The organism is Paenibacillus sp. EKM211P, from assembly GCF_011066175.1.
In the GTDB taxonomy this organism is placed as follows: Bacteria; Bacillota; Bacilli; order Paenibacillales; family Paenibacillaceae; genus Paenibacillus; species Paenibacillus polymyxa.
Genome location: NZ_JAAMNS010000005.1, coordinates 52,339 through 65,524, shown reverse-complemented (window position 1 = coordinate 65,524; position 13,186 = coordinate 52,339). Strand labels below are relative to the sequence as shown.

The 13,186-nt window shown below is 43.8% G+C and carries 13 protein-coding genes; 7 read left to right on the top strand and 6 right to left on the bottom strand.

The window, feature by feature from the left end:
* Positions 1-77: 77 nt before the first annotated feature.
* Complete coding sequence (locus G9G57_RS10700; protein ID WP_016820397.1) at positions 78-470, bottom strand: winged helix-turn-helix transcriptional regulator; 393 nt, start codon at positions 468-470, stop codon at positions 78-80.
* Positions 471-619: 149 nt separating this feature from the next.
* Here G9G57_RS10700 and G9G57_RS10695 point away from each other — a divergent pair, with 149 nt between their 5' ends.
* Together G9G57_RS10695 and G9G57_RS10690 are read left to right on the top strand one after the other, a co-directional pair.
* Positions 620-1,138, top strand: a complete 519-nt coding sequence (locus G9G57_RS10695; RefSeq protein WP_153794242.1) for a DJ-1/PfpI family protein — start codon at positions 620-622, stop codon at positions 1,136-1,138.
* 193 nt (positions 1,139-1,331) lie between these two features.
* Positions 1,332-2,033: a YoaK family protein gene (locus tag G9G57_RS10690; protein WP_017425588.1), complete on the top strand. Its 702-nt coding sequence runs from the start codon at positions 1,332-1,334 to the stop codon at positions 2,031-2,033.
* A gap of 12 nt (positions 2,034-2,045) precedes the next feature.
* Here the strand turns inward: G9G57_RS10690 and G9G57_RS10685 are convergent, their stop codons facing one another.
* On the bottom strand, positions 2,046-3,221 hold the full coding sequence (locus G9G57_RS10685) for an alanyl-tRNA editing protein (RefSeq protein ID WP_164964928.1): 1,176 nt from the start codon (positions 3,219-3,221) through the stop codon (positions 2,046-2,048).
* 240 nt (positions 3,222-3,461) lie between these two features.
* Between G9G57_RS10685 and G9G57_RS10680 the strand changes: the two genes are divergently transcribed.
* The 3 genes from G9G57_RS10680 to G9G57_RS10670 all read left to right on the top strand — a co-directional run bounded on the left by G9G57_RS10680 (position 3,462) and on the right by G9G57_RS10670 (position 6,685).
* Entirely contained in the window at positions 3,462-3,995 is a 534-nt protein-coding gene (locus tag G9G57_RS10680; protein WP_019688671.1) for a MarR family winged helix-turn-helix transcriptional regulator, read from the top strand.
* 136 nt (positions 3,996-4,131) lie between these two features.
* Positions 4,132-5,451 carry an HlyD family secretion protein gene (locus G9G57_RS10675; RefSeq protein WP_164964927.1) on the top strand — a complete coding sequence of 440 codons (1,320 nt, stop codon included), beginning with the start codon at positions 4,132-4,134 and terminating at the stop codon, positions 5,449-5,451.
* The gene (locus tag G9G57_RS10670; protein WP_126666618.1) at positions 5,435-6,685 is read left to right on the top strand and encodes an ABC transporter permease; all 1,251 of its coding nucleotides are present in this window, start codon (positions 5,435-5,437) and stop codon (positions 6,683-6,685) included. Before G9G57_RS10675 ends, G9G57_RS10670 begins: the two co-directional genes overlap by 17 nt.
* A gap of 155 nt (positions 6,686-6,840) precedes the next feature.
* Here G9G57_RS10670 and arsC read toward each other — a convergent pair whose 3' ends face one another.
* The 4 genes from arsC to G9G57_RS10650 all read right to left on the bottom strand — a co-directional run bounded on the left by arsC (position 6,841) and on the right by G9G57_RS10650 (position 10,685).
* Positions 6,841-7,260 (bottom strand): arsenate reductase (thioredoxin), encoded by a 420-nt coding sequence (arsC, locus tag G9G57_RS10665; protein ID WP_016820404.1) that lies wholly within the window; start codon positions 7,258-7,260, stop codon positions 6,841-6,843.
* A gap of 25 nt (positions 7,261-7,285) precedes the next feature.
* Positions 7,286-8,575 carry an arsenic transporter gene (locus tag G9G57_RS10660; protein ID WP_274597698.1) on the bottom strand — a complete coding sequence of 430 codons (1,290 nt, stop codon included), beginning with the start codon at positions 8,573-8,575 and terminating at the stop codon, positions 7,286-7,288.
* Between the two features lie 86 nt (positions 8,576-8,661).
* Positions 8,662-9,012: an ArsR/SmtB family transcription factor gene (locus tag G9G57_RS10655; RefSeq protein WP_117289970.1), complete on the bottom strand. Its 351-nt coding sequence runs from the start codon at positions 9,010-9,012 to the stop codon at positions 8,662-8,664.
* A gap of 80 nt (positions 9,013-9,092) precedes the next feature.
* Positions 9,093-10,685: an alkaline phosphatase family protein gene (locus G9G57_RS10650; protein ID WP_164964926.1), complete on the bottom strand. Its 1,593-nt coding sequence runs from the start codon at positions 10,683-10,685 to the stop codon at positions 9,093-9,095.
* Positions 10,686-10,874: 189 nt separating this feature from the next.
* On the opposite strand from G9G57_RS10650, the gene G9G57_RS10645 reads away from it, so the two are divergent.
* Both G9G57_RS10645 and G9G57_RS10640 read left to right on the top strand, forming a co-directional pair.
* Positions 10,875-11,648: an alpha/beta fold hydrolase gene (locus G9G57_RS10645; protein WP_017425597.1), complete on the top strand. Its 774-nt coding sequence runs from the start codon at positions 10,875-10,877 to the stop codon at positions 11,646-11,648.
* Positions 11,649-11,869: 221 nt separating this feature from the next.
* A complete protein-coding gene (locus G9G57_RS10640; RefSeq protein WP_017425598.1) occupies positions 11,870-13,096 on the top strand; it encodes a sugar efflux transporter in 1,227 nt (408 codons plus the stop codon).
* Positions 13,097-13,186: the final 90 nt, after the last annotated feature.

The following is a 13,186-nucleotide window of genomic DNA, read 5'->3' as shown; positions in this document are numbered from 1 at the left end:
TTCGTACTCATCGTGCAAGGCGTTCTATTTTTTATATGACGGAGTGTTAAAGGTCCATCTAAGATCGCATCCAAGATTTAAACATTTCCCTCACTGCTGCGTTGCATTTCCTCACGGATGGATTGCACCCGTTTTTTCCCCCAGTCATACATCATCTCCACAATCGGTAAAATCGTCATCCCCAACTCAGTCATCGAATATTCCACCTTTGGAGGCACTTCGGGATACACTTCCCGGTGTACAATACCGTCCTCCATCAACTCCCGTAGCTGGTTGGTCAGCACTTTATGCGACAGCTTCGGAAACAACCTTTGCAGGTCACTGAACCGGTGCGGCCCTTCGACACCCAGATGCCATAAAATAACGACCTTCCATTTCCCGCTCAGCACAGATAGCGTTAATTCCTTTTCGCAGTTGTAGTCTCCGTTTACAATTTTCTCCCGTATTTCTTCTCTCAGCGTATCAGACATATATCAATTAACTCCTTCTAAATCATCATGATCTTCCACATGAATAGTAACCTGCAGGTAACCTCCGTACTTGAAAGTGCATTCTTCACAGCCCGACGAAGCCACCCTACAATAGTAAATAACGTTACACATTCAAGGAGGAATAGAGTATGAGTAAAAAAGCTCTTTTTATTATACCCCCAGAGCGCTTTAATGAGGATGAATTGTTTAAACCAAAAGAAGCGCTGGAGCAAGCAGGTGTTACTGTAACATTAGCCAGTACAAAAACAGGCGAAATCATGGGTGACTACAACGGTAAAGCGACGGCTGATCTTGTCTTTACAGATGCTGTGCCGGCTGAGTATGATGTAGTATCTGTAATCGGCGGATCAGGAACAAATGATCATCTGTGGAATAACGCGGATCTCCAAGCTCTGCTGAAACAAGCTCATGAGCAAAAGACTTTAGTGGCTGGCATCTGCGCAGGCTCTGTAGCTGTGGCTCAAACCGGTCTGCTCTCTGGCAGAACGGCTACATGCTACCCTGTGGATGTGCAAAAGGATCAGCTCCAATCGCATCAAGCCGACTATGTCGCTCAGCATGTCGTCGCTCATAGCGATATTATTACAGCCGACGGCCCAGATGGTGCAGAGGAATTTGGCGCAGCACTCGTTCAAGCTCTGCAATAAGCATATTCTCGAAGTTCCAGATGGCACTTTAACCAGCACTCCAACAAGCCGCATCACGTCCTTTCTATTGTATGGGACCTGATGTGGCTTCTTTGTGTCATTTTCATGCTTAAGTGATTAATTTAATTGTATGGTCCTGGATTTTCGTGTTAGCTTTAAAGAATCGACGTTTAGTATAGGAGGCTTATATGCCGTGTTTATGAAAGGCAAAATCCATTTACATCAGGTAACGTCCGAATCGTTACGACTGGGCGCCTTACTATCATTAGTAGGGGGCTTTTTGGACACATATACCTTTGTTGGAAGAGGCGGTGTTTTCGCCAACGCACAGACAGGCAATATCGTCCTGCTGGCTGTCAAAGTCATTCAGGGGCACTGGGTTCAGGCATTATCCTATATCCCGCCTCTGATCGCCTTTTCACTGGGGGTTTTTGTTGCTGAAGGGATTAAACGCAAATCAACCCACCGTTTAACTCCAGACTGGACCCGCGCAATTCTTTTACTGGAAATCGCGATTTTTTTCATCGTGGGATTGATTCCGCAAGGAGTTCCCAATACGGTAGTAGTGGTGATCGTCTCATTCGTCGCTTCCGTGCAAATGACTTCCTTCCGCAAGCTCATTGATGTGCCGTACACCTCTACGGTCAGCACCGGTAACCTTCGATCAGCTATCGAGGCTGTGTATGTCGCTGTAACGACCAAGGACACGAACGCTGCCATTCGAGCGATGCGTTATGGTGTCATCCTGGCTGCCTTCTTGGTAGGAGCCTTGCTGGGGGGATTTCTGACTTTGACGATTGGGGATAAAGCCGTTTGGGGCGCTGTTGTTGCACTAATTTTTTCTTTTATTTTATTTACAGAAGAGGAAAAGTGGAAGCTACCGCTGCGTCACTAATCCTCCATTATATTATCCCTGAATGAACTGCCGCTGGGCCGTTTCAAAGAAATTCAAGAGGTTCTCGCGGGACGAAAATGCTGCCTGAGCAGATTGGTTGCTACCGCCCCCCTTGCCCTGAAACGCGCCCAGATTCTCTTTCAAAAACGCTCCGCAGCTAACGGATTGGCTACCATTATGTGCCAGAATGATTTTGTTTTCGGCTGTTGTGGCAAATAAAACAAGCAAATCATGCTCAGCGGTCAGCTTGGCAGCCAATTGCTGCATCTCCTGAATGGATTTTTGTTCAAATACATGAGCAAGAACATGCCCCTGTACAGCAGACAGCAGCTCTTTCGCTTGGTACGATGCATTTTCCTCTTGTAGAAACTCCACTTGCGCCTTGAGCTGCTTATGCTCCTGCTCCCACTTTTCGAATCGAGTCAAAATATCCTTTCGCCCAGTATTGAACTTCGTAGATAACACGTCCAAAATCCGAGCACTCTCATTAAAGTCTTGGAGTGCGCGAGCACCACATTTGAAATGGATTCTCGCCATCCCTTTTTGCTTTTCCCATTTCAAGCATTTAATCATTCCAATTTCCCCGGTTTGAGCCACATGTGTACCGCCGCAAGCATTATATTCAATGCCTTCGATCTCAACAATCCGAATATTTTCTGTTACTTTAGGCATTTTCACAAGCGGAATGTCCTTCAATTGCTCATGGGTTACAAAATAACTTTTTATGCTGCGGTTATTGTAGATTTGCCGATTTGCTTCCTGCTCGATTGCCGATAGCTGCGCGGATGTTATATCAGAACAGTTGACATCAATTGTGGCGTACTCTTGTCCCAAATGAAAGCTTTCTGTACGCGCACCTAACAGTTCCAGACAAATCGCTGACAGCAAATGCTGCCCGCTATGCTGCTGCATATGATCAAATCTGCGCTCCCAATCCAATTGGCAGGCCACTTTCTCCTCCTCCGGCAAACGTTCTACCTGATGCCAAATGTCCCCATCCTCAAGAACCACATCTAATACACGGATGCCCTGAATCGTTCCTGTATCACATGGCTGACCTCCACCATGCGGATAAAAGGCCGTTTCCTTGAGCATAACAAAAAATGCTTCGTCTCTTTCCCTGCTCTGTGTAATATGAGTGTCCCACTCCGTAAGATTTGGAGCGGTGTAATATAATTTTGTCGCCATGTCAGGTCCCTCACTTTTGGGTATCTTTGTCTCGTGCGATATCCACTTATTATCAAGCACTTCACTGTAAATATCAATGTAGTGAATAGCTTAAAATACTGCACGGACAACCTCCATATAGTGAAAAATCTGCATGACGATTAACAAAATTTAGCTTGAAATTCATTTTTGAATCGATTAAGATTAGTCGGCTAACTAATTTGTCGACTGGAACACAATGTAAGAAGAAAGGAGAACCTTATGGATTTTGATTTACGGGATTTGCCCACTCGTGAAGCGCTGCAAGAATTTTCTATGCGTATCCCAGAGATTGATGTAAGAGCGACAGAAGCGATGCTATTTTTTATGCGCGTATCCTCCAGTCTTTTTAAAGTGAGCTTTGAAGGCTTTGAGAAGTTTGGTATATCTCACGGAAAATTTTCAATATTAATTCTCCTGTATCGCAACATTCAAACAGGGTTGCTGGCTACAGAGCTTGCGGAGAAAGTAGGGGTTAGCAAGCCTACCGTTACCGGTCTGCTTGACCGTCTGGAACGCGATGGGCTTATTATGAGATCCGTTCACCCTTCCGACCGCCGTATGAGTATTGTTAAACTGACCGAACAAGGAACAGAAATGATGGAGAGACTGCTGCCTGTACATTTTACATGCACTTCCACACTGATGAGCCATCTATCCAACGATGAAAAAGAACTGCTCCTGACATTACTGAAAAAAATAGAAAGCGGCATCCCTCAAGCAAAAGAGATATATGAAGCAGCAAAGCCAGAGTAAGTTTTAATTTTTGCATTTTAGTTAGCCGGCTAACATCTAAATTATTAAATAATAGAATAAATAAAATGTACATAATCAGGATATTTATTCGAGTCTAGGTTGAATCCATTTTATGAACTTAAGGAGCATATTACCCATGAATCGCACACAAGTCACCAGCCTTATCATCCCTGTCATTTCTATTGCCTGTCTGATCGGCGGGGGGTTCCTGCTTCAGACTAACGGACAAGATCAAGTCACTGCTTCGCGATCCGTTAAAGGCACAACGCTCAATGCTGATAGCATTCATGTATCTTTTGAACAAGTAGGCGGCAAAGTCCTAAACATCCCGGTAACAGAAGAAACGAAAGTGAAAAAAGGAACTGTCCTTATGGCTTTGGATTCCAAAGATGTGGATTTGCAAATTGAGCAGCTGCGGACACAAATTGCGCAGTTCAATACACAGATCAGCCAACAGCAACAATCCATCCAATTAGGGTACACACGAGCAACAACTCAGGAAAAACAAGCACAGCTGGATATCGCGCAAGCTCAAGTCACTGAGAGCAAAAGCCAAGCGGCACTGCTGCGGGCACAGGCAGTTGAGCGTCAAGCCACTGCTGCGGAACAACAGGTCAATAATGGTGCTCGGGATGAAGATGTTCAGCAGCAACGAATTGCCGTAGCTTCTGCCACCAAAAACGTTCAGACGGCTCAGACTAACTACAAACGTAATAAAGCACTTTATGATGCAGGAAGTGCATCCAAAGCAGTGTTGGATGATGCTGAATCCTCATTGACTTTAGCGACAAATCAGTTGAGCCAGCAAAAGGAGTCTCTTCAAAAGCTGCTCCATGGCGCTACTCCTGAAGAACGTATGCAGGCCAGTGAACAGACCACACAAGCAGCGGTTGCGGTAAAACAAGCCGAGGAGGAAATCCGTGGTGCCCAATTGTCCGTCGATCGTTCCAGAACCCAACTGGAAACCATTCAGCAAAGCCGTCAACAGTTGGCAGATCAGAAGTTGGCTATCGACCTTTTAAGGCAACAAAAAGACACACAGGAAGTTCAGCTTAAAACATTGCTGCTCAAAAAAGAGAGACTGGTATTAAAGGCACCACAGGATGGCAAGGTTACTTCGATTAGTACAAAAGTCGGGGAAAATGTCGCGCAAGGAGCGCCTGTGATTACCCTGGAAACCAACGATTTATATTACGATCTGTATGTCAATGAGGAACAAGCGGGTAAATTCAAGGCCACTCAAGAAGTTAAAACCCGAGTATCTGCTCTCAACAAGGACTTGAAAGGTACCGTACGTTATGTGACCGCTGCGCCGCAATTCGCTAATGTAAAGATGTCCCGTGAAAAAGGTGAGGCAGATACCGCCACATTCCAAGTACGTGTATATGTAACAAGAGAAGCCGCTTTGCTACCAGGCATGACAGTTGAGGTGAATACGAATGAAATCACTTCGTGATGAATGGACGTATCTGGTTCACTCCAAGTATCCGATCATAGCTATCATCTTCCCGCTGATTGCAGTGCTGGGGTACTCCCTGCTGCTCCCAAGCAGCCAAATTAACGATGCTAACGTGGTAGTAGTGGATCAGGACAACACAGCCTACAGCCGTGAGTTGATCCAGAAGATAGATGCTTCTCCATATATGAACGTAGCAGAGATTGTTTCGTTTACGGACAATCCTGAGCAGTATTTTTATCACGAAAAATATTTAGCCGTTATTTCCCTGCCGCACGGTTTAGAGGACAATCACCATCGTTCCCTTTCCAGTCGCGTGGGTCTCATTCTTGATAATACCAACGTTCAATCTATTACTTCCATTCGTACAGCTATGCAGGAAATTAGCGTTTCTGAGAATATGGAACTGTCTGTTCCAGCTATGTTGAAAACGGGGATGAACGCCGAACAGGCTCAGGGAGCTCTCAATGGTATTGCCTTGGAGGTGCGTTCCCTGTTTAACCCAACCAATGATTATCAGAATACGACGATACTTGCATTCACTTGTATGTTCTCTTTTATGATACTCAATATCAATAGCTTACCTATCGTCGCCAGACTAAGGGTTTCCAAGAGACTGGCTGCCGAACTGCAAAATCCGTTCAACATCCTACTGCGTATTCTTCCTTATACGCTGTTTTCGACGGCTGGCTTAATCTTCTCTCTCGGGATGCTTAAAATGTTTGGGGGAGGTCGTTTCGAAGCCAATCCGATCCTCTTCATGATTCCGGTTGTCCTGTATGTATTCGGTACCGTATGCTTCAATGTTCTGGTTGCATGGGGCGCTGCACATCCGGGGATTGCCATTGGCAGAATGGTGATGGTGCTCATGCCTGCTTTTGTACTATCGGGGGCCGTTCTTTCCAGATCACTGTTTCCACCTTTAGCGATTCAAATCGGTGATTTCTTTCCCTTCGTATGGATGTACAAATTCCTCCGCACCATGGGACTGCGCGGTGCATCTTTTCAGGAGATGCTTCCGGAACTCGGATCTTTGTTACTATATGTCGGTGTACTCTCCATGCTGGTGATCGCCAGAGCACTGTGGGAAAAACAGAAGCTGACCAAGCAGACTGCGGGCGCTGCTTCTGAAAAGGGATCGCCACATCCCGTTATTCCAGCAAGCTCAACTGGCGGCGGGTTATCTATGCAAGGAGCACCATCAGCACCTATGCACGAGCCTATAAAAGGATAGAGTCTCGTCTGTAAAATAAAAAGGGTTAAGTGTCGTCTAACGAGCTTTAACCCTTTTTCATTAACATGAAGATCTTCTATTTCAAAAATGCCAAACAAACACCGCCCTTTTAAGGAAGTATGCCTGAGTTCGCCCTTCCTAAGCCGTGCACTGCTTTATTCACCGGTCTCCGCAAATTTGCGAATACGAGCCCCGACTTCATCCCGTACACGCTGGAATACACTCCATTTCTCTTCTTCTGTTCCTTGTGCTTTAGCCGGATCATCAAATCCCCAATGTTCGCGGCGCACGTACGGAGGTGTAGTAGGACATTTATCGGCAGCATCTCCGCATAAGGTCACAACTAAATCCGCACTATTCAGCAAAACAGAATCAATAATATCTGAAGTTTGACCGGAAATATCCATCCCAACTTCATTCATCGCTTGCACCGCTTTAGGGTTGAGGCCGTGTGCTTCAATGCCCGCACTGTATACATTCCAACGGTCTCCCAAGTATTGTTTAGCCCAGCCTTCTGCCATTTGACTGCGGCAAGAATTACCAGTGCACAAAAAATAAATTGTCTTCTTATCCATCATCAGCGTCTCCTTCAATTGTCCATTATGAAATGATTAACCACAGATATAAGCCCAGTAGGGTAATAAAAAGTGTAGGAATAGTTAAGACGATGCCTGTTTTAAAATAAGTCCCCCATGAAATTTTCACGTTTTTCGAACGAAGCACATGCAACCACAATAAGGTGGCTAACGAACCAATTGGGGTTATCTTCGGTCCGAGATCCGACCCTATAACGTTAGCATAAATCAGTGCCTCTTTGACTATACCAGTTGTATGGGTGGCATCAATGGCAAGCGCATTAATCATGACCGTAGGCAAGTTATTCATACCCGACGAGATAATCGCCGCAATAAATCCCATGACCATGGTGGCCACAAACATACCTTGATCAGCAGCCGCTTGAATCACATGGGACAGCAGATCCGTCAAACCGGCATTACGCACACCATACACCACCACATACATTCCGATAGAGAAAAACACGATGGCCCATGGAGCGCCCTTGATGACTTCTTTCATGGGTACCACAGGGCTTCTTCTAGCCATCAGCAAGAAAAAGATGGCAATGATACCGGCCACCACCGAGACGGGAATGTCTAAAAATTCGCTTGCAAAGTAGCCAACCAACAATATTGTGAGAACAACCCAGGACATACGGAACATCTTTGGATCTTTTATCGCATTTGCAGGCGTGATTAACTGTGTCGTATCAAACGTTTTAGGAATTCTTTTGCGAAAAAAGAGATACAGTACCACGATACTAGCCAATAAGGAAAACAGATTAGGTACAATCATACGACTCGCATATTCCATAAAACTGATTCCAAAAAAGTCGGCTGACACAATATTAACGAGGTTGCTGACTACAAGCGGAAGCGACGTCGTATCTGCAATAAATCCGCTCGCAATGATAAAAGGAAATACCATTTTCTCATCCAATTTCAGTGCCCGAACCATCGCCAGTACAATTGGTGTCAAAATTAAGGCCGCACCGTCATTGGCAAAAAAGGCAGCAACTACGGCACCCAGCAGGCTCACATAGACAAACATCCGAGTTCCGCTTCCACGGGCTATCCGTGCCATGTGAAGTGCTGCCCATTCGAAGAAGCCGATTTTATCAAGCACCAACGAAATCAGAATAATGGCTACAAATGCCAGTGTCGCATTCCAGACAATATGAGTCACTTCCCAAACATCATGTAAATCGACGACACCCACCAGCAAGGCGAGTATGGCACCGCCGCAGGCAGACCAGCCGATAGACAGATTTCTAGGCTGCCAGATCACCAACACTAAAGTGGCTAAAAATATAATGCATGCCAACAAAATCAATGCTCTTAACCTCCAATATATTACCTTATAAACATATACTTATATAATAGCACCGTTACGCCACAAGGAGATAAACGGAACACGCTTTAGCATGAACAAGCTGAGGAATCCGGTCCACAAGATGCGATCGGTTCCTCTTTATTCAGCGATTTCAAAATATGCTTGGAGTCTGGCATGCTCTCAAGAACAGCTTGTATATGCGGTTTGTCGTCTACGTTTAAGGAATAGTATACCCACTGACTTCGTCGTTCTTCTTTTACAATTCCTTGCGACTTTAATTTTCTCAAATGTTGGCTAATTGCTGGCTGCGACATATTAAAGATATCTACAAATTCGCAAACACACCATTCTCTTTCTCTTAGCAGGGATAACATGATCAATCGGGTTTTATCCCCCAATAGCTTTAAATGATCAGCTACATAACCTAGTTGATCCAATATATGCCCCCCTTTCACCTATATAACTACATGCTTATATACTAATATAGCTCAATTTTAATATCAAGAACGATCAATACTTATTCATTCACCAATTGCAGGAGCCAATCTTTTATATCCACAATTCGCAGTGTTTTGGGTCGTGTATTCGTCCCAGAAATTATTAACGGGACAAGGGAATCTTGTTCATGCAGCGATCCATGAGCTCCCCCACCGATGTGGGTAGGAGAACTTTCGCTGACGAGTTCATATCCCGGTTGGACCGTGACAACAACGTATCTTCCTTCATGTGAATTCATTGCCCCGTGTAGCCTCGCCAAAACGTCTGGATATTTTCCATATTTGATCCGGTTGTTATTGATCGTAATATCCACAAGATTCGTTTCGCCCGATAATGTCCATGATTGTCCATATTCATCGGTAAATTTTCCACCGGGATGATAAGAAAACAGGCTACCATTTCTCCCCTTTGTAACCTGGATATTATTTTTACCGTCTTTCATAGCAATAACGTCGAGCTTATTCTCATGCTGTAAAAGCTTCACCACGTCAGACAAATCTACGTTATTGTCAATTGCATAGATATAGGCCATCCGTTCATTAGCGGCAATCACGATTTGGTCATCACTTCTTACGGGTTGATTTAATTTTGCAATCCGGTAATGGCCCAAAAGAGGCCTTATATCAACAGTGGCTGCCTGTCGATCATTATAAACCGCACTTTGCCCACTGTCCCCCAAGACGATCCATGTAGCATTTTGTACAGCCTCTTCCCAAGAACCGTATGCGTTCAACACAGTTTGCAGTGCTTGATCGGCTTTTTCAATTCCCTCCAGTTGAGTCGGGCCTTTTCTATGCGCCAAATTATCATTCCCTGGAAAGTATGTGATGGTTAGGTTTGGAAGTTTTTTTTGATTGATTAGAAAAGCGGTTTCTTTTGCAGAAAATTCGTCGTTCATCCCAAGTTTTTTCCACGGAGAAGTATTCCAGCTATTCCCCGGATCCAGTTGAGCAAAAGTTGCATATGAAAACCATTTAGGTCCTGTTATTTTCACTTGTTCTGGCACACGGTTACTGTTTGCAATAAAACGAGGCACCTTTAAGGAATGTTCCGTTCTTCCTCTAAAAACAATAGCATTGATGGATGCAGATTCTTTCCCTTTGTCAGCTAATGCTTCATGTATTGTTTTCGTTTTTTTGTTCAATTGAACTTGGTTTAATTGGTAAATAGCGTCATTAAATACTTGCAGTTGGTCGATTTTCAAGGCTTCTTTGGCACCATTGCCGTAGAGAATCATGCGTTTCTTTTGATCACTGTACCAAACGAGCCCAGGCACATGATGTTGGTCTGCATACGTCCCCGTTAATAATGTGCTGTCGATGGTCACAGACATTGTGGGAAATGAGCTGACTACCTGCGGGAAATATTGCCCTTGATGAAGGAGAAATCGCATTGCGGGGGCACGGCCTTCTTGAATCGCTTCTTGCAAAGGCTTATCCATTAAAGAATCAATCAAGATTACAATGACAGGTTTTTTGCCCATTTGATTTGCTGTGTGATGTGGGTTCACGCTCTGTTGCTTTAGCTGTTGACTGGAGTCCGCTCTACAGCCCAAGATCAACAACAATAAACTTAACATTAGTACAACGGTAACTTTATTTTTCATGCTCATGTGTGTGTCCCCTTCTTAGAAAAACAGTGCCCTTGATCCTCTTATTTTTTCATATACAAAAAAAATTATTCCTACATTGGATCTTCGGGAAAAGAGAGAACTCCTGCATTCAAAGTTACAACTCCATGAATTTTTTGAATCTAATAAGCCAAATTTAAGATCAAAATCATTCAGGGAGAGAGCATAGCAATGACCACAACAAACATACACGAATATTTCATGCACTATATAGATTCCGGAGAAGGAACGGCCATCCTATTCATTCACCCTCCGGTACTCACAAGCTCAAATTTCACATACCAAATCCAAGGGCTAACGCCCTATTTTCGTACTATAGCTTTTGATATCAGAGGACACGGTAAAAGTCAGCCTTCCGAACAAACGGTTACTTACCCTCTCATCGCCCAGGATATTAAATATTTGATGGATCGGTTGAGCTTGGATAAAGTATTTTTGTGTGGATATTCTACCGGAGGTTCAATAGTACTTGAATTTCTCTTGACTTATCCGGATCGGGCATGGGGAGGGATTGTTGTCAGTGGAATGTCGGAGGTAAACGAATGGCGACTAAGAAACAAAATTTCTTTGGGCATTGCGCTATCCAAAATCGGCGCAGTCGGTACGATTGCGCTTTCTAATGCTTGGTCACAAACGAAACAATTATCTTTGTTCCGCAAGTTACTCAACGACGCGAAGCAGGGAAACCCTAGGAATGTCGAACAATATTATCGTTACAGCTTGAAGTATAACTGTACCTCACGGCTAGGAGAAATCCATCTTCCTGTTCTGCTCGTTTATGGTGAAGAGGATAAACACTTTCATCCATATGCCAACATATTGCATCAGCATTTACCGAAGAGTGAGCTTGTTTTCATTAAAAAAGCCGATCACCGCCTTCCTACGAAGGCCGCTGGAACATTGAATGAACTGATCAAGCAGTTCATAGATCGCTTCAGCCTTTAAGGCACATCCTACAGGAAAAGTCGCATACACATCTACATCCCACTCCTGATCTTATATCTTTGTCTGTATATGGCCTTGCATATGAGTTGCTCATCAAAGTAAAAAAAATTATATAATATTTTATACAATGTAAATATACAAATTATGCTAAAGTCATATATAGTTTAGGTTGGATAGGTATGTAAGTTCTGCTTCTAAATCTAAAGGGGTGTAAAAATGAAATGCTAAAGCGTATTCAAAATCTTTTCTTTATCCCTAACTACCCACTATTCATGATCTGTATGTTATTGCAAGGTATGGCTATTTCCATAAGCGCACCTTTTTTAGCTGTATATTTTACAAGTACACTTGGCGTATCGGTGGGGACCTTTGGTGTGTTTACAGCGGTGACTTTGATTTGTGGTATATGGATCAGCTCCCTTATTGCCAAACGCTCCGATACTGGATTGGATCGCAAACAAATTTTAGTGATTTGTACGTTATTTAATGCTGTCGCCTTTGCAGGATATCTTGTAATCCAAAACTTTTATGTACTTTTTATTTATATGACGGTCTTTACAGCGATTGGCGCCCCTGGGATGCCGCAGTTATTTGCCAGTGCACGTGAAGCGGTAGATCGCAGTAAATCTGCGGATCATGCCTTTGCGAATTCAACGCTTCGTTCTATGTTTTCTCTTGGCTTTATTACCGGGCCGCTCTTGGGTTCCTTCTTGATTGCACATACGGGCTTTAAAGGTATTTTTGTTGGTACGACCTCTATTTTTGTACTTATTGCCGTTCTTCTATTCTTTTTTATCAAGCAGCGTCCTGTTCAGGCTAAAAATAAGGATCAACTTTCACTTCATCACATTACATTACATAAAAATATGAAAATTCTGATCCCTTTTGTAGTTCTTACTCTGCTTTATACGTCTCACTGGATGAATAGTTTAAATATTTCCTTGTTCATCATTCACAATTTAAAAGGTGACACGAATGACGTTGCCCTCGTATCCAGTATTTGCGCAATCTTAGAAATACCCCTGATGCTCATGCTGGGCGTACTAGCAGCCAAATACTCCAACCGTTTGCTTATATTTTTAGGGGCTTTAACAGGCGTTGTCTATTACCTCCTCGTTCTTATGTCTACGGAGATGTGGCAACTATTTGCGGGACAGCTTCTCCTAGCCTTCTTTGTTGCAGTGATATCAGCCATTGGTATCAGCTATATGCAGGATTTGTTGCCATCTCTGCCCGGATACGCCTCGACACTGTATTCCAATGCGACAACGATCGGAAGATTGGCGGGGAGCTTGATGGGCGGATTGTTTGCTCAATGGATGGGTTATCGAAACTCCTATTGGATATGCTTATTCCTGATTCTCTGTTGCCTTGGTCTGCTGGCGATATCAAAAAAATTAGAGTTTGACCAATCGGCTGCTCTACAAGAAATAAATCACAGCCTATAGAGCACCATCAATAAAAGAAACAGCACGTAATCTGGACGAGAACCTAAAGTCTGATTACGTGCTGCTTTATTATGCTACCCTGCCATGCGT